Annotated in this window: 14 protein-coding genes; 6 read left to right on the forward strand and 8 right to left on the reverse strand. The window is 71.7% G+C overall.

What is annotated here, in order from left to right:
- A partial coding sequence (locus LLG88_05145; GenBank protein MCE5246293.1) for a cysteine hydrolase occupies nt 1-525 on the forward strand: 525 nt, incomplete at its 5' end.
- On the opposite strand, the gene LLG88_05150 is transcribed toward LLG88_05145, so the two are convergent.
- Nucleotides 456-1,148, reverse strand: a complete 693-nt coding sequence (locus tag LLG88_05150; GenBank protein MCE5246294.1) for a DUF2878 domain-containing protein — start codon at nt 1,146-1,148, stop codon at nt 456-458. The genes LLG88_05145 and LLG88_05150 overlap by 70 nt on opposite strands.
- A 225-nt stretch (nt 1,149-1,373) precedes the next feature.
- Here LLG88_05150 and LLG88_05155 point away from each other — a divergent pair, with 225 nt between their 5' ends.
- Entirely contained in the window at nt 1,374-5,222 is a 3,849-nt protein-coding gene (locus LLG88_05155; GenBank protein MCE5246295.1) for a response regulator, read from the forward strand.
- On the opposite strand, the gene mgtA is transcribed toward LLG88_05155, so the two are convergent.
- The 6 genes from mgtA to LLG88_05185 all read right to left on the reverse strand — a co-directional run bounded on the left by mgtA (nt 5,185) and on the right by LLG88_05185 (nt 20,381).
- Complete coding sequence (gene mgtA / locus LLG88_05160; GenBank protein ID MCE5246296.1) at nt 5,185-7,728, reverse strand: magnesium-translocating P-type ATPase; 2,544 nt, start codon at nt 7,726-7,728, stop codon at nt 5,185-5,187. The two genes, LLG88_05155 and mgtA, sit on opposite strands and share 38 nt — an antisense overlap.
- 607 nt (nt 7,729-8,335) lie before the next feature.
- Entirely contained in the window at nt 8,336-8,485 is a 150-nt protein-coding gene (locus tag LLG88_05165) for a lmo0937 family membrane protein (protein ID MCE5246297.1), read from the reverse strand.
- 23 nt (nt 8,486-8,508) lie between these two features.
- Nucleotides 8,509-8,889 carry a BON domain-containing protein gene (locus LLG88_05170; protein ID MCE5246298.1) on the reverse strand — a complete coding sequence of 127 codons (381 nt, stop codon included), beginning with the start codon at nt 8,887-8,889 and terminating at the stop codon, nt 8,509-8,511.
- Between the two features lie 194 nt (nt 8,890-9,083).
- Entirely contained in the window at nt 9,084-10,799 is a 1,716-nt protein-coding gene (locus LLG88_05175; GenBank protein ID MCE5246299.1) for a FecR domain-containing protein, read from the reverse strand.
- Nucleotides 10,800-10,956: 157 nt separating this feature from the next.
- Nucleotides 10,957-19,707, reverse strand: a complete 8,751-nt coding sequence (locus LLG88_05180; GenBank protein MCE5246300.1) for a cyclic beta 1-2 glucan synthetase — start codon at nt 19,705-19,707, stop codon at nt 10,957-10,959.
- Nucleotides 19,708-19,742: 35 nt separating this feature from the next.
- Entirely contained in the window at nt 19,743-20,381 is a 639-nt protein-coding gene (locus tag LLG88_05185) for an ADP-ribosylglycohydrolase family protein (GenBank protein MCE5246301.1), read from the reverse strand.
- Between the two features lie 186 nt (nt 20,382-20,567).
- Here LLG88_05185 and LLG88_05190 point away from each other — a divergent pair, with 186 nt between their 5' ends.
- Genes LLG88_05190 through LLG88_05200 form a run of 3 tightly spaced genes read left to right on the forward strand, consistent with a single transcriptional unit; the run spans nt 20,568 to nt 21,929 of the window.
- Nucleotides 20,568-21,041: a permease gene (locus LLG88_05190; GenBank protein ID MCE5246302.1), complete on the forward strand. Its 474-nt coding sequence runs from the start codon at nt 20,568-20,570 to the stop codon at nt 21,039-21,041.
- On the forward strand, nt 21,038-21,562 hold the full coding sequence (locus LLG88_05195) for a permease (protein MCE5246303.1): 525 nt from the start codon (nt 21,038-21,040) through the stop codon (nt 21,560-21,562). Before LLG88_05190 ends, LLG88_05195 begins: the two co-directional genes overlap by 4 nt.
- Before the next feature lie 7 nt (nt 21,563-21,569).
- Nucleotides 21,570-21,929, forward strand: coding sequence for a PadR family transcriptional regulator (locus LLG88_05200; GenBank protein ID MCE5246304.1), 360 nt, complete (start codon nt 21,570-21,572; stop codon nt 21,927-21,929).
- A 58-nt stretch (nt 21,930-21,987) separates the two neighbouring features.
- Here the strand turns inward: LLG88_05200 and LLG88_05205 are convergent, their stop codons facing one another.
- Nucleotides 21,988-22,401 (reverse strand): hypothetical protein, encoded by a 414-nt coding sequence (locus LLG88_05205; GenBank protein ID MCE5246305.1) that lies wholly within the window; start codon nt 22,399-22,401, stop codon nt 21,988-21,990.
- Between the two features lie 348 nt (nt 22,402-22,749).
- On the opposite strand from LLG88_05205, the gene LLG88_05210 reads away from it, so the two are divergent.
- On the forward strand, nt 22,750-22,978 hold a 229-nt coding region (locus LLG88_05210), incomplete at its 3' end, for a DUF3667 domain-containing protein (GenBank protein ID MCE5246306.1).

A 22,978-nucleotide genomic window follows, 5' to 3' on the forward strand; every position in this document is an offset into this window, starting at 1 on the left:
GGCGGCCGCCTGCCGCTCGTCGGCAGCGTCGAGGCGGCGCGCAAAGCGCGCGTCCTGCTCGACCTGTTCCGCGCCAAGGGGTGGCCGGTGATCCACGTCCGGCACGTGCCGCCGGAGAAGCTCGGCGCCGACGGGCAGCCCGCCGATCCGCAGTACGCCTTCCGCCCCGAGGTCGCGCCGCTGCCCGGCGAGAAGATCGTCACCAAGCACCAGATCAACAGCTTCCGCGACACCGACCTCCTTCCGTTCCTGCGGGCGAAGGGGATCAAGAAGCTCGTCCTCGCCGGGATGCAGACCCACATGTGCCTCGAGGCCGCGACCCGCGCGGCCGCCGACTTCGGCTTCGAGGCGACGGTGGTCCACGACGCCTGCGCGACGCGCGCCCTCTCCTTCGGCGGGCGCGAGGTGCCGGCGGAGCAGGTCCACGCCGCCGTCCTCGCCGCGCTCTCCGGCGCCTACGCCAAGGTCGTGGGGCTCGACGAGTTCGTCGCCGCCGCCGGCTCGGGCGGATCGACGACGCGGTAGCTGCCGCGCGCCGGCCCGCGCCGCGCCGCGAGCCACATCAGCAGCGGGAACGCCGCCGACCAGACGACGGCGAAGGAGAGGACGCTCAGCGCCGCGTGGGGATGAAGGTCGGCCGCGCCGAGACGCACTCCCGCGGCGAACGACGCCGGGCCGCCGAAGAGTCCCAGCAGCGCGGCCGCGCCGTACCGCCCCGCGGCCCACGAGAGGCCGAAGCGGAGCAGCGTCGCGAACTGCATCCAGAGCACGACCATCCACGGCGGGCAGAGCCACGGCACGACGCTTCCCGAGCGGAACGCGATCATCCCGAGGTTCGTCTGCACGCTCTCGACGACGACGCCGATCGCGCCGGCGCAGAGCACGAGCTCGAGTTCGAGGCGCGGCCGCCGCGCGAGCGCGACGTGCGCGGCGACCAACGCCAGCGCGACGGCGGCGCCGCTCCACGGCCGTCCGTGGGCGACGCCGACGACGCAGGCCGTCCATCCGACCTGATAGAGCGCTCCGTTGAGCAGCCGCCCGCGCCAGCGCGGCGCGGGCTCGCCGCCGCGCGCCGCGCGGTCGAAGACCCGGCCGAGAACCGACGCCCTCCAGCGTGACGCCGCCGCGCTCCCCGAGATCCGTTCCACGACCGCCCTCCGACTGGATCGAGAAGCTACGGGGGAGCCGCCGCGGCGTCCGCCGCGCGCGCGCGCCGCGGGGACGGAATCGACGCGCGGGGCCGCTCGTCGCCACGAGGCCGAGGCCGCGCCGACGAGGCGGCGCACCGTTCTCCCGCCGTTTCCTCCGCCGCGACGGCGATAGGCGAGTACCATCGCCGCACAGTGCGCGATCGGCGCGGACGGAAGAACCCCATGGACGACACGCAGCTCCCCGGCGACGCCTTCCCGGAACCCGACGAGGATGAAGGGCGCGCGTCCGCCGCCGCGGCGCCGGAGTGCAACGGCGCGGCGCGGCCGGCCGTTCCGGTCGTCGGCGTCGGCGCATCCGCGGGCGGCTTGGAGGTCTTCAAGCGGCTGCTGGGCGATCTTCCGGCCGACACCGGCTTCGCCAGCGTCTTCGTGCAGCATCTCGATCCGTCGCATCCCAGCATGCTGGCCGAGATTTTGGCGCGGGCGACCTCCATGCCGGTCAGCGAGGCGGCCGACGGCATGCCGCTGGAAGCCAACCATGTCTACGTCATCCCGGCCAACGCCGACCTGACGCTCGAGCACGGCGCGCTTGCGCTGGCCCCGCGCACCCAGACGCCGGGATCGCACATGCCGATCGACCTGTTCTTCCGCTCCTTGGCGAACGAGTGCGGCGGCCGGGCGATCGGCGTGATCCTCTCCGGCACGGGCACGGACGGCTCGGCGGGCGTGGAGGCGGTCAAAGCCGCCGGCGGCGTGACGTTCGCGCAGGACGCCTCCACCGCGAAGTTCGCCACCATGCCGCAGGCCGCGGCGGCCACCGGTTGCGTGGACTTCGTCCTTCCGCCGGAGGAGATCGCCGCCGAACTCGTGCGCATCGGCCGGCACCCCTACATCGCCGACGACCGGCGCGCGCCGCAGGAGCGCGGGCCCGCCGCCGACGAGGAGTGCTTCGGGGCGATCCTGGCCATGCTCCACGGGGCGACCGGCATCGACTTTTCGCTCTACCGCGAGCGAATGATCAGGCGCCGCGTCCTGCGGCGCCTCGCCCTGCGGAACATCGGGGACCTCGCGGCCTACCGCGATCGGCTGGCAGGCGATCCGGACGAGATGCAGGCGCTCCAGCGGGACCTGCTCATCAGCGTGACCAGCTTCTTCCGCGACCGGGAGTCGTTCGAGAGCCTGAAGAAGACCGTCTTCCCCCGCATCTTCCGCGCGCGGACGCCGAACGACCCGGTCCGCGTCTGGGTGGCGGGTTGCGCCACGGGCGAAGAGGCCTTCTCGATCGCCATCTCGCTGCGGGAGTACATGGACGAAACGGGCGCCGCCTTCCCGGTGCAGATCTTCGCCTCCGACATCAGCTCGTCCGCGATCGACAAGGCGCGCACCGGGCGCTTCCTCGAGAACATCGCGGCGGACCTCACGCCCGACCGGCTGAACCGCCATTTCACGAAGATCGAGGGCGGCTACCAGATCGACAAGAACCTGCGCGAGATGTGCGTCTTCACGAAGCACAACCTGATCGCCGATCCGCCCTTCTCCAAGCTGGACCTGATCAGTTGCCGCAACGTGCTGATCTACCTGGGAAGCGTGCAGAAGAGCATCGTCCCGCTGTTCCACTACGCGCTGAAGCCGGGCGGGTTCCTCATGTTGGGCGCCTCCGAGGGGACTGCGGCGGGCGACCTGTTTTCGGCCGTGGACCGCGGGCACAGGATCTACGCCAAGCGGGAGGCGGCGCGGCCGCCGCACTTGTTTCGGCCGACGGCGCGCGCTCCGCGGCGGGACGCGCCGGGAGGCGGCGAGGCGGCCGCCGGGGCGCCGTGGGGCGGCGCGGATCTGCGCAAGGAAGTCGATCGCATTCTCCTGTCGCGGTACAGCCCCGCCGGCGTCGTCGTGGACGCCGAACTGGAGGTTCAGGAACTCCGCGGCCGGCCCGGACCCTACCTCGCGCTGCCGCTCGGGAAAGCGAGCTTCCACCTCATGAAGCTGATTCCCGACGCCGAATTGTTCCTCGAGGTCGAGAAGCTGATCCAGCGCGCGCGGACGAGCGGCAAGCCGACGCGGCAGGAGCGCGTGCCCTACGAACACGACGGCATCGCCGCTTGCCTGAACGTGGAGGCGATCCCGCTGGACCCCGATCAAGGGGGATCCACCTTGGTCCTTTTCGAGGCGACGTCGGGACAGCGCGGGGGAGAGGCCGCGCCGACGGAGGCGCCGCCCGCAGGCGACGTCCGGGACCGCCAGATCGCGCGGCTGAAACAGCACCTCGCCGCCGCCCGGGAGCAGCTGCTCGCCGCGATGGAAGCGCACCAAACCGCCGCGGAGGACAGCCAGAACACGACCGAGGAGGCGCTTTCCGCCAACGAAGAGCTGCAGAGCCTCAACGAAGAACTGGAGACGGCCAAGGAAGAGCTGCAATCCACGAACGAGGAGCTGGTCACGGTCAACGACGAGCTGCAGGCCAAGAACGCGGCGCTCGCGCAGGCGCGGGACTTCGCGATGTCGATCGTCGAGACCGTCCGCCAGCCGCTGTTGGTGCTCGACGCGGAACTGCGGATCCGGATGGCGAATCGCGCCTTCTGCAGCGCGTTTCAGACCTCGCCGTTCGAGCTGCAGGGGCGGCTCGTCTATACCCTCGCCCGCGGCGGCTTCGACCTTCCCGGCTTGCGGGCGGCGCTGGGCGACTTGCGCCGAGGGAACGCCTCCTTTCCGGACTTCGAAGCCGAGTTGGACTTCCCGCGCGTGGGGCGCCGGAGCCTCGTGTTCGGGGGATGCCGACTCGGCCCCCTGCAAATGACCCTGCTGGCGGTGGACGACGTCACCGAGCGCAAGACGGCGCAGCAGGCCCTGCGGAAGAGCGAAGAGCATCTTCGCCAAGCGCAGAAGATGGAGGCCGTCGGCAGGCTCGCCGGCGGCATCGCGCACGACTTCAACAACCTGCTCACGGCCATTCTCGGATACAGCAGCCTGCTCCGCGACCAGCTGGCCGGGGACGATCTCGCCCTCCAGCAGGTGCTGGAAATCACGAAGGCCAGCGAGCGGGCGGCGTCGCTCACGCAACAGCTGCTGGCCTTCAGCCGGCGTCAGGTGCTCCAACCGAAGGTGCTCGACCTGAACGCCATCGTCGCCGACTTCGATCGGATGCTCCGCCGCCTGGCGGACGAGCGGATCACGGTCGTCGTCGAGTGCGCGCCCGACCTCTGGCGGGTGAGGGCCGACCCGGGGGAACTCGGCCGCGCAATCATGAACCTCGCCCTGAACGCGCGGGACGCGATGCCCGAAGGGGGCACGCTGACCGTCTCCACCGCGAACGCGACGCTGACGGAGGCCGACGCGGCGGGCCGCGACCTTCCGCCGGGACGCTACGCGCTGATGGCGGTGAGCGACACGGGCGAAGGGATGGACGAGGATGTGCGGGCGCACATCTTCGAGCCGTTCTTCACGACGAAGGAGACCGGCAAGGGAACCGGTCTCGGCCTCGCGACGGTCCTCGGAATCGTCGAGCAGAGCGGCGGCGCGATTCGCTGCGAGTCGGAGCCGGGCGAGGGAACGACCTTCACGATCTTGCTGCCGGCCGTGGCCGAAGCGCAGGATGCGGGGCCGCGTCCGACCGAGAGCCTCGCCGCGGTGCCCAAGGGTTCCGAAGTCGTCCTGCTGGTGGAGGACGAAGAGATGGTCCGCGTGCTCGCGCGGAGAGTCCTCGAGACGCGCGGCTACGTCGTCCACGAGGCAGGCAACGGCCGGGAGGGTTTGGAGCTCTGCCGAACCCACGAGGGGCCGATCGATCTTCTCGTGTCCGACGTCGTCATGCCGGAGCTCGGCGGGCGCGAACTCGCCGAGCGCGCCCTGGTCCTGAGGCCCGGCCTGAAGGTCCTGTTCATGTCCGGGCACACCCAGGACGTCCTCCTCAAGGAAGGCGTCGAGCGGGGCGCTCCGTTCCTGCAGAAGCCGTTCACGCCGGCGGGCCTCGCGCAGAAGGTTCGCGAGACGCTCGATTCGGCCCCCCGCCCCGCCGAACGGCGGCCCGTCGGCGCGCCTAGAGCAGCGCGTGGCGACGATAGAACCTCGTCTTGACGGCCTGCACCGACAGCAGGTAGGCCGACGCGAGCCCCGCGATCGCGCCCACGAGCGCGAGGGGCGGCGGAACGAAGCGCAGCAGCGTCCCGAGCGGCGTGTAGGGCAGCGCGACGGCGACCGCGACGACGGCCAGCACGCCGAGCAGCAGGGGCCGGCCGGGGCGGCTCTTGAGCGGGTTGCCCGCCGTGCGGATCACGAACACCACCAGCGTCTGCGTGGCCAGAGACTCCACGAACCAGCCGGTGCGGAACAACGGCGCGTCGGCGGAGGCGCGGAACGCCCAGAGCAGGATCCCGAACGTGAGGAAGTCGAAGAGCGAGCTGATCGGGCCGATGATCGTCATGAAGTGGACGATGAAGCCGATCTGCCACCGCTTCGGCCGGCGCAGCAGGGCGGGATCGACGTTGTCGGCGGGAATGCCGGCCTGCGAGGCGTCGTAGAGGAAGTTGTTCAGCAGGATCTGCGTCGGCAGCATCGGCAGGAAGGGCAGGAAGAGCGACGCCGCCGCCATGCTGAACATGTTGCCGAAGTTCGAGCTCGTGCCCATGACGATGTACTTCATGATGTTGGCGAAGCAGCGGCGCCCCTCGACGACCCCGTCGTTCAGGACTTCGAGGTCCTTTTCCAGAAGGATGACCTTGGCCGCGTCCTTCGCCACCTCCACCCCGTTCACGACCGAGATGCCGACGTCCGCGGTGTGCAGCGACGGGGCGTCGTTGATGCCGTCGCCCAAGCAGCCGACGACGTGCCCGCGGGCCTTGAGGGCCGAGATGACCCGGTTCTTCTGCTCCGGCGAAACGCGCGCGAAGATGGCGCCGAGCTCCGCCTGGCAGGCCAGCGCGGCGTCGTCCATGGCGTCCACGTCGCCGCCGACGACGATCCGGTCGGCCGCCAGTCCGACGTCGTGCGCGATCTTCCGGGTCACGTACTGGTTGTCGCCGGTCATGATGACCACCGAGACGCCGTTCTTCTTCAGCGCCTCGAGCACGGCGAGGATCCCCTCCTTGGGCGGATCGAGAAAGGCCGCGAAACCGGCCAGCGTCATGTCGCGCTCGGCCGCCGTCGTGTAGGCCGCCCGCTCGTCCACTTTCGACACGGCGACCCCGAGCGTGCGGTAGCCTTCGGCGCTGAGCCGTCGGAACGTCGCCGCCGCCTGGGCGCGCAGGGCGTCGTCGAACGGCCGGGGAGCGCCGTCCACGTTCACGGTCCCGCAGATCGCGAGGACGCTCTCGACCTCGCCCTTGGCGACGAGGAGGCGATCGGCCCCGTGGCGCAGCACCACCGAGAGGCGCTTGCGCGCGAAGTCGAACGGGATCTCGTCCACCTTCTCGTACTCCGCGATGGGCGGCGGCGCGTGTTTGAGGACCGCCGCGTCCAAGGGGCTCGCGATGCCGGCCTCGAAGTGGCTGTTCAGGTAGACGAGCTGGAGCACGCTCGCGTCGTCCCGGCCTTGGATGTCCACGTGGCGGTCGAGCACGATCTCGCCTTCGGTGATCGTGCCCGTCTTGTCGCTGCAGAGGATGTCGATGCTGCCGAAGTCCTCGATCGCCGCCAGCTGCTTGACGAGGACCTTCTTCTTGGTCATCAGCCGCGCGCCGTGGGCCAGCGTGACCGTGATGATCATCGGCATCATCTCGGGCGCCATCCCCACGGCCAGCGCGACGGAGAACAGGAACGACTCCAGCAGCGGTCGATGGAGCACGATGTTGACGAGCAGGACGAAGAGCACGAGCAGCATGATCACCCGCGTGATCATCAGCCCGAAGTGGCGGATGCCGCGGCCGAACTCGGTCTCCGGCGGCCGCGCGGCCAAGCGCTCGGCGATCGCGCCGAGGGCGGTGTCCCGTCCGGTGCGCGCGACGACCGCGCGGGCCATTCCGGTCTGGACGGAGGTGCCGAGGAAGACGCTGTTGAGCGCGTCGCCGACCGCGTGCTTCCCCGCCGGGAGATCGGCCGCCGACTTGTCGACGGGCAGAGACTCGCCGGTGAGCGCCGACTCGCGCACGTGCAGGTCCTTCGCCTCCAGCAGCCGGGCGTCGGCGGGCGCCAGGTCCCCCGCGTTCAGCCGGACGACGTCGCCCGGGACCAGTTCGGCGATCGGCAGTTCCCGCTCTCGTCCGTCGCGCAGCACGGCGGCCGTCGTCGCCACCTGCCTGCGGATCTCCTCCACCGCGCGGCGGGCCTGAAACTCCATGAAGAAGTTCAGCAGGACGCTGAGGAGGACGATCGCGATGATGATCAGCCCGCCGACCGGGTCCCCCAGCGAAAGCGAGACCGCGCCGGCCGCGACGAGGATGACGACGAGCGGATTGGCGAAATAGCGGACGACGCTCAGCAGCTTCGCGAAGCGCCGCTCGCGGACGAGGCTGTTGGGACCATGGCGCCGCAGTCGCCGTTCCGCCTCGTCGGACGTCAAGCCCGCCGCGGTCGTCCCCAGCAGCTCGAGCAGTTCCTCGCGCGGCCGATCCCAGAAGTCGGCCAAGGGCGCCGCCGGGGATCTCATGCGCCCTCTTCCTCGTCGCAGGGACGCTTGCCCGACGCTCCGAGCGACGGCCTTGGCGATCGCGAAGACCGCGGGAGCCGCGACCGCGTCCGCCGCGGAAACGGCGAGCGCCGTCTTCGCGCGGGAGGCCACGACGCAAGGCCGAGCGGGACGGGCCCTCCGGCGGCGCAGAAACCGGAGATCGTCGTCGCGCCGGCCGAGGCGCGACGCGCATCGGGCTTGGCGAGGCCCGGCTCGAAATGCGGCATGACGTCGCCCCCCGCCGTCGGACGCTCTTGGGAGAAGTCCACGATCGGCGAGCCCGTCGCCGCGGTCAGCTCGTAGGCCTGAAGCACTCGCTGCGCCTCCCTTGCCGCCGCCCCCGGGTTCTCGCGGAGTTCGCGTTCCGCCCGAGCACCTTCGACCGCGTGGCGTTCGGCGTCGCTCGTGGCCGCCAAGGCCGATGGCGATCGGGCCGGCCGCGACGACGAGGCCTATCGAACGGACGGCGCCCGAGAGCCCAGCCGCCGACGGGCAGGGGATCATCACCCCGTCGGACATCCCGATCACGGCGCCGCGTCTGTTTCCGCAGGTCTTCGCGGCGTCGCCCTTGCGGCGGCGAATCTCCTTAGAAGACGCGCCGCCGCGAGACAAGCCTGAAAATCAGAACGACCAGCGCCACGACCAACAGGATGTGGATCAGGCCGCCCATCGTGTAGGAGGTGAGCATTCCCAGAAGCCACAGACCGACGAGAATGATCAAGATCGTCCAGAGCATTGCCGCCCTCCAGTTCCCCGGGCCTAGTCCGTCTTCTTGCCGACGATGAGCTCGTTGCGCACGTCCTTGACGCCCTTGGTGTCGCGGGCGATGCGCTCCCCGACGGTGAGGTCGTTCACGACCCCTTCCACGCCTTCCGTCCGCCACGCGACACGCCCGGCCTCGCGGCGGGCGTCTTCGGTGTCCACCACGCCGCTCAGGTAGACCACGCCGTCCCTGGTCTGAACATCCACTTGGCGCGCCTTCACCTTGTCGTTGGCTTCCAGCGACGCCTGGATCACGGACGTGATTCCTGAATCGACGTGCCGCGTGTGTTGCGGCACCATCGACGACGCGCACCCGACAAGCGCGACCAACCCGACACCGACCAGGCACATCGCCGCCGCGGGGAGTTTTCCCTTCATCGTCGATCCTCCTGTCCCGAAACCGTCCCGAACGCCGTTCATCGCCGCTTCCCGCCCTCGCGCGGGGCGGCCGGCGGCGGCTCCTGCGGCGCCGGCTTCGGCTCCGACGGCGGAGCGGGCTTCTCCCTCGACTTCAGCGGTCCCCCGTCCGGCGCGGCGCGAGGCGTCTTCGCGCGTCCTTCTCCGGGCGCGGGCTATTTCTTCTCCTCCGGCCGCTCGGTCGGTCGCGCCGCGGGCGGCGCCTGCCGCTCCCCGCGCGCGGGCGGCGCTTCGCGCTTGGCGGGCGCGGGGGCGGCGGTCTTCGGGACGGGCGCGGGGCCGGCTCCGCGGCGCGCCGACGGCGGCGGCGCGATGTCGCGCTCGATCTTCTTCGGCGGCCGGACTACGGCGCCGCTCCGCGGCTTCAGTTCCTTGGGGGCTTCGGGCGCGAGGGCGGAGACCGCCTTGACGCCGGCGGGCGCCCGAACGCCGGCCACGAACGGCTTGCCGACCGGGTCCTCGGTCGCGGCGGGCCTCGGCGCCGGCCGGCCGGTCCGCTCGATTTCCGCGGCCTTCTGGGCGAACGGCTGCGGCCGCGGCGGAGGCACGAGCCGCGCGGCCAAGGGCCGATCGGCGACCACGCGCGGGACCGCCTTGGGCCCCGCGTTCCGGCCCGGCGCCACGACGAGGCTCTCCCGCCGCGGGGCGACGCCGACGGCGGTGGAGCCGATCACGGGCGCCCGCGCGATCTCCGTCCGCGCGACGCGGATCGGGCGCACCGCGCCCGCCCCGAAGGCGTTGTAGTTCACGACCGTCACCGCGTTGTTCACGGCGATGTTCCTGTACCTTCCGGCCTCCCGCGGCGCCGATTGCCACGGGTAGTAGTAACGCTCGGAGGGGGCCAGCGGAACCCACCCGATCGCCGGCCCGCCGATCGACAGCGACGCGCCCCAGTTCCGTCCGCCGACGAAGGCGACCAGCGCCGGAGCGTAGACGGCCTCGATGCCCATCACGGCCGCGGGACCGCGATACCCTCGCCGCGGAGGCGGCACCCAGCCCCAGTAGTTTCCCGTCCACGCCCAACGGCCGTAGTGGTACGGCGCCCAGCCCCACGACTCGTCGGAGACCCACGTCCATCCGAAGGGATCCTGCCAGATCCAGCGGCCCGACTGATACGGCGCCCATCCTTCGGCCATTCTGGGCGTCCAGACGCGGCCGTACTCCGGGCTCTCGCGCCACGAGCCGTAGTCGTCGAGGTCTTCGTAGCCCACGACGTCGGCGTTGACGTATCGGGCGCTCGGCGATCTCTCGAAACGGGAATCGCGGCCGTCGCACCAACTCTGGAACGGCGTGCGGCCGGCGAGCGTTCCGTAGGCGTAGGTCGGCGGATCGGCGTCCTCGATCTCCAGACTCTCGCCCTCGCGGACGTCGAGCTGCTGTCCGCCGACCGCCAGCGACATCGCGCCCTGCACGACCTCGTACCGCACCGCGCGGTCCGCGAACTGCACTCGGTAGCGACCGGGCTCGAGGATCGTCGCGGCGGCGTTCGGCGTGTCGATCTCCACCGCGAAGCCTTGCGGGAACGACCGCGCGCGCAGGTCGAGGGCGCCGCTCCTAATCCCCAGCTGCGCGACGTCCCTCGTGTTGTTGACGAGATCGACGAGCGTTCCGCCGTCGAGGCGGACGACGACGCCGTTCCCCAGGTCCGCCTCCGCGCGTCCGCCGGCGGCGGCGAAGAGGGAATCGCCGGACACCAGCGGCGTGTTGACGCGCAGGCCGTTCCAGCCTTCGACGTCGCCGCGCTGGTAGGAGACCTCGCCGCCGACGTAGCCGACGCGCGCGACGCGCGCGTCGGAATCGTCCGCGAAGCCCGGGGACGGCAGGAAGAGCGTCCCCGCAAGCAGAGCAAGAACAACCGCGGCTCTCTTCATTTCGCTGCGCTCCCGAAGGCTCCGCCTCCAAGCAAGACGACGGCGCCCCCCGTCGTCTCGAACGTTCGATGACGGTACGCAGCGCCTCGCCGGCGCGCACTCTCTTTTGGGCGTCGCCGAGGCGACGGCGGCCCGGCGCCGTAGGACGCCCGCGACGCTACTTCGCGCGCACCGTCACCGTCGCCGCGTGCTCGCGGTGGTCGTCCGCCAAGGGAATCGTTCCGTCGTCCCGCTCGACGCCGTCGACGACCACGCGCGGCGCGCCGCTCGGCCCCTCGTCGCCGGCGCGGAGCTGCGAGACGACGATGTGGTAGACCGTTTCCCGATACCGGTAGTGGATCGTGAGCCCGGGCCAGTCCGCCGGCAGCAGCGGGGCGAGGTGAAGCAGCTCGCTCTCGAGCCGCAGACCCAGGAGCGATTCCACGAGGAGCCGGTACATCCAGCCGGCCGACCCGGTGTACCACGTCCAGCCGCCGCGCCCCGTGTGCGGCGCGAGCGCGTATACGTCGGCCGCCATGACGTACGGCTCGACCTTGTACGCGGCGACGGCCTCCGCCGACCTCGCGTGGTTCACCGGATTGATCATCGACGCGAGTTCCCACGCGCGCGCGGCGTCGCCCATGGCCGCGAAGGCCATGGCCGCCCAAATCGCCCCGTGGGTGTATTGCCCGCCGTTCTCCCGGACTCCCGGCACGTAGCCGCGGATGTAGCCGGGGTCGAGGTTCGACTTGTCGAAAGGCGGATCGAGAAGCTGGATCAGCCCGGGCCCGCGGCGCACGAGCCGCCCGTCAACCGCCGCCATCGCCGCCCGCGCGCGCGGGGGGTCCCCCGCCCCGGAGAGCACGGCCCAGCTCTGCGAAATCGAATCGATCTGGCACTCGACGCTTCCCGCCGAGCCGAGCGGCGTCCCGTCGTCGAAGTAGGCGCGGCGGTACCAGTCGCCGTCCCAGCCGCCGCGCTCGAGGCTCTCGGCCAGCCGCGCGCCCTCGTCCTCGCAGCGCTCGGCGAACGACGCGTCGCCCCTTGCGCGCGCCAGCGCGCCGAACTGCCGCAGCACCGCGCAGAGGAAGAAGCCGAGCCAGACGCTCTCGCCCTTGCCGCCCATCCCCACCAGATTCATGCCGTCGTTCCAGTCCCCGGAGCCGATCAGCGGCAGGCCGTGCTCGCCGAACCGCAGGCCGTGCAGGACGGCGCGCACGCAGTGGTCGTAGAGACTGGCCGCTTCGGCGGAGCGGCCGGGCAGGTCGTAGTAGGAATCCTCCTCCGGGTTGACCGGGCGCCCTTCCAAGAAGGGGGCGGGCACGTCCAGCACGCCGGTGTCGCCGGTGCCCGTCACGTAGCGGCACGCCGCCAACGGCAGCCAGAGGTAGTCGTCCGAACAATGCGTGCGGACGCCCCTGCCGGACGGCGGATGCCACCAGTGCTGGACGTCCCCTTCCGAAAACTGACGGCCCGCGCAGACGAGCAGATGTTCGCGCAGCCGCGCGGGCTCGGTGTGGATGAGCGCCATGGCGTCCTGCAGCTGGTCGCGGAAACCGAAGGCGCCGCCGGACTGGTAGTAGCCGCTGCGCCCCCACACGCGGCACGCCAGCGTCTGGTACACCAGCCAGCCGTTGGCGAGGACGTTGACGGCCGAATCGGGAGTCTCGACCTGCACCGCGCCGAGCGCGTGGTTCCACTGCCGCCAGACCGCCTCCAGCGCGCCGCGCGCGGCCAACGAGCCGCGGAAGCGCTGCACCAGCGCGGCGGCGTCCTCTTCGTTGCGCCCGGCGCCGAGCCGGAAGACGACCTCGCGTTCCTCGCCCTCGGCCAGTTCGACGTTCACTTGGATGGCGGCGCAGGGATCCAGCCCGACCCCCGTCTTGCCGGACAGGCGCGCGCGGCCCATCGCGGCCGGGTTTCCCATCGCGCCGTTGCGCCCGAGGAATTCGGTGCGGTCGGCGCTCACGAGGCGCGTCCCGTCGTCCACGTGGAGGAACGCGACGCGATCGGCGAACTCGGTGTTGTACGGGTTGCGCGCCAACAGCGCGCCGCTCCGCGGATCGACTTCGGTGCCCACGTGCATCGCGCACTTCGGCCGCAAATCCCCCAGCACCCACTCCACATAGCAGGTGGCGGAGATCCGCCGCGCCCGGCCCGACTCGTTGCGCAGCTTCAGCACGGAGAACTTGATCGGCGCGTCCGCCGCGACGTAAACCCACAGCTCGGAGCGAATGCCGCCGCGGGAGTGCTCGAAGACGCTGTAGCCGAAGCCGTGGCGGACGACGTAGGGCGCGGCCGCGACGACGGGCAGCGGCGTGGGCGACCAGACGTGGCCGGTCTCCTCGTCCCGCAGGTAGAGGGCCTCCCCGCCGGCGTCGCTCACCGGGTCGTTGCACCAGGGGGTGAGGCGGAACTCGTGCGCGTTCTCGCTCCAGGTGTAGGCGGCGCCGCTCTCCGAGACGACCGTCCCGAACGAGGGATTCGCGAGCACGTTCGCCCACGGCGCCGGCGTCGTCCGGCCGGGCGCGAGCTGGATGACGTATTCGCGCCCGTCGGGGGTGAATCCGCCCAACCCGTTGAAGAGGATCAGGTCTTGGCGCGGCGGCGCCTCGGCCGCGGCGGGATCCGGTCGATAGGTTCTGCTCGGCCTGAGCCGCGGCACGCGCGGCTCGACCGGGCCGCGGTGGTCGAGCTGCTCCGCCAGCGTTCCGCGGCCGTCCGTCACGACGACCCGCGCCGCCGACTGGAGCAGGATCCGGTCCTCGGTGGATATCTGCTCCGCCGCGCGCACGAAGATGCCGCCCGGACGATCGATCGCGTTCGCCTCGATGCCGGACGCGATCATCCCCATGATTTGGTCCTGCAACCGCTGCCGATAGCCGGCGTGGTCTTCGTTCCAGACCACCAAGTCAACCGCCAACCCCTTCAGGCGCCAGTAAGCGTGGGCCTGCACGAGTTGGCGCACGAGGTCGATGTTGGCCGCGTCCGCGATCTGCAGCAGCACGATCGGCAGGTCGCCGGAGATGGCGTAGCCCCACAGCCCGGACTGCCCGCGGCGATTCCGGAGCAGCACGGCGGCTTCGGCGCGCAGGGCGGCGTTGGCGTAGAGCACGGAGCCGGCCAGGCGCGCATAGAGTTCCGCGTCCGCCTCGCTGGCGTTGAGCTGCCACAGCACCACTTGGCTGTGGGTCCACGTCAGGTCGAAGACGCGGTCCGCGAGATGCCGATCCTGATACTTCTCGGCCAGGCCCAAGGCCGCCTCGCGGGTCTCCCCGACGCCGGAGACGATGTCGATGGTCGCCGACTGTTCCGGATCGAGCGCGAGGCGGCAGCGGACGGCGACGATCGGATCGAGCACCGGGCCGTCCGCGCCGGAGAGCGCCGCCGTCTCGGTCATCGCCAGCGGGGCGGCGGCCGTCCTCGCCCGGCCGAGGAACCGCAGGCGATCCGTCTCGTAGGACATCTCGCCGACGTCCGCGTCGTGCACGATCATCAGGTGAAGCATCCACGGCGGCTGCTCGCCGCGGGAGCGGGGACGGCGGCTGCAGAGGATCGCGCGCCGCTCCGGCATGATCTCGGTCTGCACGAAGAGATCGCTGAAGGCCGGGTGGAGCGCGTCCGCCGGCGCCGGCGCGATCACCACTTCGGCGTAGCTCGTCACGTCGATCTCCCGGCGCTGCCGCGAGCGATTGACGATGCGGACCCGGCGGAGCTCGATGTCGTCCTCCGGCGAGACGACGATGTCGGTGCGCGTCTCGAAGTCGCCGTCGCCGCCGTCGCAGACATCGCGGCGGCGGAATTCGGCGCGCCCCTCGGAGAAGATGACTTCGTAGCTTTCCGGCCGCGCGAGCGTCGGCTGGTGGGCGGCCGACCAGAACGCCCCGCTCGCCACGTCGCGGACGTAGCAGAACGTCCCCCAGTTGTCGCAGGTGCCGTCTTCGCGCCAGCGCGTGACCGCGAGGTCCTTGAAGCGGCTGTATCCGCCTCCCGCGTTCGTGACCATCACGTGGTAGCGGCCGTTCGACAACAACTGCACTTCCGGCGCCGGCGTGTCCGGCGTGCCGAACACGCGGATCGGCGTCTTCGCGGCGACCGGCGAGCGGACGTCGGACAGCTGGGCCGTCCGCGCGAAGAACGCCGTGGCCCTGGGAATCCGCTCCTGCAGCAGGAGCATGACCGCTTGGAACAGCCGGTCGGACTCGAACCGCCGCTGCATCGGACGCTCCAAGACGAAGTGCGCCAGCGCAAGCAGGCTCATGCCTTGGTGATGGGCCATGAACGACCGCACCGCGACCCGCGCCTGCCCGCGTCGCTGCCGCGCCGGCGTGTAGTCGATCGCCTCGAAGAGGCCGAACTTGCCGATGAACCCTTCGGCCGCGAGTCGTTGCAGATTTCGGCACGCCTCCTCGGGGGCCACCATCAGCGCCATCGCCGAGGCGTAGGGCGCGACGACCAGATCGTCGGCCAGGCCCCGCTTGAGACCAAGGCCCGGGACGCCGAAGGCGCGGTACTGGTAGTTGAGGTGCATGTCCACGGTGTTGTAGCCGGATTCCGACATGCCCCACGGGACGCCGCGCCGGCGTCCATACTCGATCTGCCGCGCCACCGCCGCCTTGCAGGTCTGGTCGAGCAGCGTGTTCTCGTAGGTCGGCATGACCAAGAGCGGCATCAGGTACTCGAACATCGAGCCGCTCCACGAGAGGAGGACCGGCTCGCCGCCGGCGCCGGCGAGCGGACGCCCCAAGGCGAACCAGCTCTCCTGGGGCAGCTGCCCCTGCGCGATGCCCACGAAACAGCACAGCCGCGCTTCGGAGGCCAGCAGGTCGTAGTAGCCGGCGTCCGCGCGGCGCTGATCCACGCTGTAGCCGATGGTCAGCAGATGGCGCGTCTTGTCGAAGAGGAAGTCGTACTCCATCTGCGCGAATTCGCCGGCCAGCGCCGCCAAACGTCCGATGGCCGCCATCCGCTCTTGGGCGCGGGCGCTCCCCTCCGCGACGCGGCGCTGCAGTTCGGCGAGCCACTCCCGCTGCGCCGGCGTCGTTTCCGCCTCGAGCCGACGCTGCAATCGGGGACGCCACGCCGCGTCGAGACCCGCCGCGTCGCGCAGGGTCGGGATTCCGTCGATTTCGGCGAACTCCTCCACCCCGACCGGCGCCGCCGGAAGCGAGAGCCACGGCGCGAGGAACGCCAGCTCGCCCAGCGCCTCGCGGCATTGCCGGGCGAGCGCCTCCGCCCATCGGTTCGCGTCGCTCTCGGGCGCGGCGCCCTCGGCGGCGGATCCGTCCGCGGCTTGGGCGACGAGTTGCGCGGCGAGGGCCGCCAGTCGCGCGAGCGACGACCGCGCCGCCGTCAGGGTGTCCGGACGGGCCGCGCGCACCGACTCGAGCTCGCTCCGGAACTCCGCCGTCGGCGCCGCCGCGGCGCCGCGCGCGGCGTCGACGAAGATCCGAAACGCATCGGCCAGTCCGTCGAACAGCCGCCCGTCCAGCACCCTGTCGTCGGGAAGCGCGAGCAGGCCCGCGCGCAGCGTCAGCAGGTGGCCGGCGAGGTTGCCGCTGTCCACGGTCGAGATGTAGAGCGGCGGCAGCGGACGCAGGGTGTGCGTGTCGTACCAGTTGTAGAAGTGTCCCCGGTGCCGCTCGAGCCCCTCCATCGTGCGCAGCGTGTTCGCCGTACGCTCGACGAGCTGTCCGGCGGTGACGTAGCCGAAGTCGTACGCGGACAGATTCGACAGCAGCGCCAAGCCGATGTTCGTCGGCGAGGTGCGGTGAGCGACCGAGGCGACGCGGTACTCCTGGTAGTTGTCGGGCGGAAGCCAATGGTCCTCCGCGCCGACGATGGTCTCGAAGAAGGCCCACGTCCGGCGCGCCAACGCGCGCAGGAAGAGCGTTTGGGCGCGCGTCAGCGCGGGTTTTCGGCGAACGAGCGGGCGGCTGATCCACCAGGCCGCGGCGGGCGAGGCGAACCACAGGAGCAGTATCGGCGCCGCCGCGGCCAAAGCGGCCGGCGTAGACGTCGCCACGTGGATCGCCGCCGCGACGGCGACGGCGGGCGCGATCCACATCGACCGCCAGCTCGCGGCGAGGCCGCCGCGGCCGTTCTCCGCCGACGCGCGATCCGTCTCGCTCGACGGATTCCATTCGAGCAGCCGCCGGCGCGTCGCCCACATCCGCCACGCCGTGCGCGCGATGGCCTCCGCGCTGAAGAACGCTTCGAACGGGAGGCACGCCAGTTCGAACGCCGCCTGCGCGAGGTGAAGCGACGCCGTGCGCGCGACCTCGGCGAGGTGCTGCCGCAACAGCACCTCCTTCCGCTTGCGCAGCAGGTCGAACGCCGACGCGCACAAGGAGGGGACGAACAGGACGGCGACGACCGCGACGGTCCACAGCCACGCCGACGAGAGGACCGTCCATCCCAGCAGCAAGACGAGCGTCAGCGCCGCCGGAACGAGGCTGCGCCGCAGGTTGTCGAACAGTTTCCAGAGCGACAGCCCCGAGAGCGGATTCCGCCGACTGCGGCGGCGTCCCCCCGGAACGCGCGGCAGCAGCCAGCCGGCAAGCTGCCAGTCGCCGCGAATCCAGCGCCGGCGCCGGCACACGTCCGCGCAGTAGCGAGGCGGATACTCCTCGTACACCTCGACGTCGCTCAGCAGACCCGCCCGCGCGTAGCACCCCTCGAGGAGGTCGTGGCTGAGGATCCGGTTCTCGGGGAAGCGCCCGTCGAGGGCGCGCTCGAACGCATCGACGTCGTAGATCCCCTTGCCGATGAACGAGCCTTCGCCGAAGACGTCCTGGTAGACGTCGGACACGGTGCGCGTGTAGGGGTCGATCCCCGGTTCTCCGCCGCACAGCCGCGCATAGCGCGAGCGGTTCGTCCCCGGAAGACTCGCCGCCACGCGCGGCTGCAGGATGCCGTAGCCCTCGACGACGCGCCGCTTCGCCTCGTCGTACCGCGGGCGATTCAGCGGATGCGCCATCGCCCCGACGAGCTGCCGCGCCGCGTCGCGCGGCAACTGCGTGTCCGTGTCCAAGGTGACCACGTACTTCACGTCGGACAGGATCGCGGCGTCGCCGACGACGAGCGAGAAGCCGCCCTCGGCGACGGCGCGCCCGCGGCCGCGGAGCAGCGCGTTCAAGGCCGCGAGCTTGCCGCGCTTGCGCTCGTAGCCCATCCAGATCCGTTCCTGCGGGTTCCAGAGCCGCGGACGATGGAAGAGGAAGAAGATGTCGCCCTCGGTCCGGCCCCCGTCCCCGGCGTACTTCTCGTTCAGCTCCTCGATCGTCGTCCGGGCCAGCCGCACCAGCGGCTCATCCTCGGGCAGCGACTCCTCGCCCGCGTCGCGCAGATCGGTCAGCAGCCCGAAGTGCAGGCACGCGTCCCGGTTGGCGAGGAACCTGACCTCCAGCGCCTCGGCCAGCTCCCCGACGTTCCGCGCGCCGGAGAGAATCGTCGGGACCACCACGAGCGTGCGCGATTCCGGCGGAATCCCCGCCGAGAAGTCCATCTTGGGCAGCGCCCGCGGCGTCGCCAGCAGGGTCGCCAGCCAGTTCGTCAGCGCCACCGCCAACCGGCTCGCGGCCAGCAGCGAGAGGACGCCGATCGGCCACAGCGCCCATTCGGGAGCGCCGCCGGCGCGCTCCCGCAGCAGAAGGCGCCAGGCGACGGCCGCCGCGACGAGCGCGATCGTGCCCAAGTACAGCAACAAGGGGACATGGCTCGCCGTGCGGCGCAGCGCTTCGACGGCCGTCAGCCGAACCTGCGTCGCCCGTTCGAGCTCCGGCCGGCCCTTGTCGATCAAGTAGAAGCCGACGTGCCCCGCGCGATCGCGGTTATCGGCGTCCGCGGCGCGCGCCATCTCGAGCGCCCTGCGGGCCACCTCGCTCTCCGTCGCGCGGCCTTCCTTGGCGATCCTCTCCGTCGCGTGGCGGTAGTGATCGCGGGACGCGAAGTCCATCCTGCCGTAGACGCCGCCCGGATCCTCGCGCAGGATCTGCTCGACGAGACTTGTGGACTCGACGAAGCCGCGCCAATCCATCGCGCCGAGCAGGCGGAGGCTGCCGATGCTGTTGCTGATCGAGACCTGGTCGGCGGCCTGCCGCTGGCTCTCCGCCTGCACCAGTTGCTCGATCGTCAGACCCGATTCGGAGAGCCGCTGCTCGATCCACGTCAACGGCAGGGCCAAGGCGGAGCCACGGCCCTTCAGGCGGCGCGCGAGCTCCGCGACGAAGGCGCCGACCATCGGCGGATCCGAGTGCGCCATGTCCGCGATCACCAGGATCAGGCTCTTCGGATCCTTCTCGGCGGTCTCCGTCATTTGGTCCGCCCACGAATCGGCGAGGTCCCGCTCGGCCCATCCGGCCGCGATGCGCACGCCGGCGCGGCGGAGGTTCTCGATCAGGGCCAGACGCAGCATGATCGGGATCGCCCACAACTCGCCGAGTTTGAGGGGCGTGACGCTCTGGTAGGCCGCCACGAAGCGGCCGAGGGTCTCCGCGTCCACGCGGCCGTCGCCGTGGGCGACCATCTCCAGCGCGATGTCGTACACGCGCGGACGCCCGGCCGACGGCCCGTGCGCCAGACGAGGCAGTTCCCGGCTGTAGCCTTTCGGCAGGTGTCGCCTCGCGGTGCGGATCTGCTCTTCGACGAGATAGAAATTGTCGAGCAGCCATTCCCCGGCCGGCGTTATCGAACGGTTCTTGGCCACCGCCCCCGTGAGCAGGTTGCGCACCTCGAGCAGCACGTTCTCGTTCGCCGCCAGGCGCGCCACGAGCTGGTCCGGCGCGCGGCCCGGCGCCAGCTTGTGCGCGCCCGCGAGGGCCTTGCCGTGCCGCTCCATCTGATCGACGCTGAACAATTCGGAGCGGAGCGGTGTCTCTTCGTCCGGGCGAACGCGGGGCAAGGCGCCGCCGCGACGCCGCACCTTCAGACGTCGCCAGTATCCGCCGAGCTTCGCGCCAGCGTTCACGTTGGCCGCCTTGGTTGACGTGAGACTTCGACTCGCTTCGCATTGTGGTGCCGCCGCAAGTCGCGGATCAAGGAGAGACGCGGGTCGTTTTCGTCCGCGCGAAGACCGCGCGCCCGCGCTGGTCGTCCGCCGGGGCGATCGTTCCGTCGTTCCGCTCGACGCCATCGACGACCGCTCGCGGCGCGACGCGCCGCATCCCCGCGCGGGTGGATTGTCCGCCGTTCGCCCGCGCGCCCGGCACGCCGCCGCCGATGCAGCCGGCGGCGAGGTTCGACTTGTCGTAAGGCGGATCGAGGCGTTGGACCAGCTCGTTCCGCGGCGCACGAGCCGCCGCGCCGCGGCCCGGCCGCCGCGCGCACAACGCGGGGACGGAATCGCGCGACCGTGGCGCCGCGGAGCCCCCTCGCCGCGCCCCCGTTCATGGCGCGGATCAACCCTTCCACGGTGAAGAGCGTCACCTGCGTGTCGGCGGTGATCGCGCCGAGCCGCCCGTACGCCGGGGCGTAGTCGGTCAGCCCCTCCGCGCCGAAGCGCGCCCTGATCGCCGCGAGCGATTCACGCTCGATCGGCGCCCCCAGCGCGTTGCCGACGGCGCCGCCCAGAAGACAACCGCGGATCCGCGAATAGCCGTCCATCACGTCCCCCCTCGGGCCGCCGCCGACGCGGACGCGCGTTTCGGCGCGCGGCCGCTTCATGTTATGTCCGGTCGCGGCCCGCGGCGCCGCCGGCCGCCCTCCCTGTTGACGTCCCCGGCCGCGGGCGTATTCTTGTCGGCAGCTAGATGCTTATTACATCTAGATGCCACGCGTAAGGAGAACGCGATGACCTTCTTCCTCCTGCCGCTCCTGGCGCTCGCCGCGCTGGCCGTTTCCGCGGCCAAGGACCGCGGCCGGACGAGGCGCGCGGTCGGGGCCGCGGCGCGGGCGGGCCTGAACCTGCTCCCGTCGTTGCTCGGACTGACCGCCGGCGTCGCGCTGTCGCTCGCCGCCCTGCCGCCCCGCGCGGTCGCGCAGCTCTTCCAGTCCCACGGCGCCGCCGGCTTCTTCCTGCTCGCCGGCGTCGGAGCCCTGCTGACGATCCCCGCCCCGGTCGCCTACCCGCTCGCCGGATCGCTCCGCCTGATGGGGGCGACGCTGCCCGCGCTCGCCAGCTTCGTCTGCACGCTGACGATGGTCGGCGTCCTGACGGCGCCGCTGGAAGTCCGCGCCTTCGGCCGCCGCTTCACCGCCCTGCGCCAGTCGCTGTGCCTCGCCCTCGCGCTCGCCGTCGGCGCGGCGATGGGGGCGCTCCTGTGAACGCCCGCCTGCGCAGTTCGCTCGTCGTCGCGGCCGCGTTCCTCGCCCTCCTCGCCGCCCTGCGCGCCCCCAGCCCGGAGGTCGCCGGCGCCTCGCTGCGGAACTGGCTCGGCGGGCTCGGGGAGCTCCTCGCGATCATCCCCGCCGTCCTCGTTCTCGTCGCGCTGTTCGACGTTTGGGTCCCGAAGGAAGTCGTCGAGCGCGGCCTCGGCCCCGCGTCGGGCCTCAAGGGCGTCGCGTTCGCGCTGCTCCTCGGCACGGCCGCCGCCGGCCCGATCTACGCCGCGTTTCCGATCGGCCTCTCGCTGCGGGAGAAGGGGGCGCGCACGGCGAACCTCGTGATCTTCCTCGGCGCGTGGGGCACGATCAAGATCCCGATGCTGATGCTGGAGAGCGCGTTCCTGGGGCCGCGGTTCGCCGTGCTACGATTGGCCTTGACGCTGCCGGGCATCGTCGCCTGCGGCTTCCTGATGGAGCGCCTCGAGCGCCGCGCCGCCGCGCGGCGGCCCGTCCTCGCCTGAGCGAACAATGCCGCCCTCCAACCGCCACGCCCGCCACCTCCCCGCCTTCGTGCTGCTCGCGCTGACCGACGGCCCGCTCCACGGCCACGCGATCCGCGCCGAGCTCCACGAGCGGATCCCCGGCTTCAAGGCCGACCCGGGGGCGATCTACCGCACGCTGCAGGCGCTGGAGGCGGACGGCGAGGTGACGTTCCACTGGGACACCGACACGCGCGGCCCGGCGCGCAAGGTCTACCGCCTCACCGCCGCCGGCTGGAAGCGGCTCGACTACTGGCGCGACGACATCGAGCGGCGGCTCGCCTTCCTCCGCGCCTTCCTCGCCGGCCTCAAGCGCGCGCAGGAGAAGCGGAAGCCCGCCGCGAAGTGAGGCCTCCGCTACCGCCGCCGCGCGGCCGCGCCGCGAGACGGCCGCCGGCGTCCGCCGTCTAGCGCGACGTCTCCGGCGCGGCCTCGCGTTCCGGTCCCCACAACCCGACCGGAATGCCCGCCTCGCGGCAGGCGCGCGTTCCGCGCGCGCAGAGGATCAGGAAGGCCACGACGTTGAGCGGCATGACGAACATGAACAGCGCCCAGACGATGGCCATCGGCGAGCGCAGCGCCGAGGCGACGCGGTAGGCGCAGACCGCCGCCGCGGCGCTCGGGACGATCGTCGCGAGGCTCCAGAGGAACACCGCCACGCGGACCATCGCCGCGTCCGCGAAAGCGCCGCGCGGGGCGAGCGATAGGATGAACGCGCCGCCGAGCGCGACGACGATCTGCACGCTGAACCAGAGCGCGAAGTACCGCTGCCACGACGCGAGCCGCGCCGGCTCGTCGGTCATCTTCCGCCGCTTCGTCATTTGTCCCCCGTTCCCGCGGCCGAACCGACGCGGCCCCCGCCGCCCGGATCGCCGCGCTCTCCCCGCTCCGCCCGCCGTCGCTTCGAGCCCGGCCGGCGCCGCGTCATTTGAGCCTACGTCCGCCGGCCGCCTCCGGACAACAGGCGCCGCCACCGCGCGCCGGCGATCCGCCGGCTCCGCGCCGGGATGCCACGCCGCCCGCGGGACGAATCGCTCCCCGCGCGACGATGCGGCCGCGCGCCGGACGTCCTGCGCCTTCGCGTCGGCGTCCGCCGCGAAGCGGCCGAGCCGGGACCGGCGTGGCATCATGCCGGCCGCGCCGCGCGGAGGCGGCGCCGGAGAGAGAACGTGAAGACCGATGCCGCGCCGCAGGAGCGCGTTTGCCTGAACTGCGGGGCCGAGCTCCGCGGACGCTATTGCCACGAGTGCGGGCAGGCCGAGCAGGACCAGCGGCTGCCGCTGAAGGCGCTGGCCCACGTCGTCGTGCACGAGGTCGCGCACGTGGACCACAAGATCCTGCACACGCTGCGGCTGCTCGTCTGCCGCCCCGGCGCGCTGACCGAGGACTTCCTCGCCG

It is taken from the genome of bacterium (assembly GCA_021372775.1).
Lineage (GTDB): Bacteria > Acidobacteriota > Polarisedimenticolia > J045 > J045 > JAJFTU01.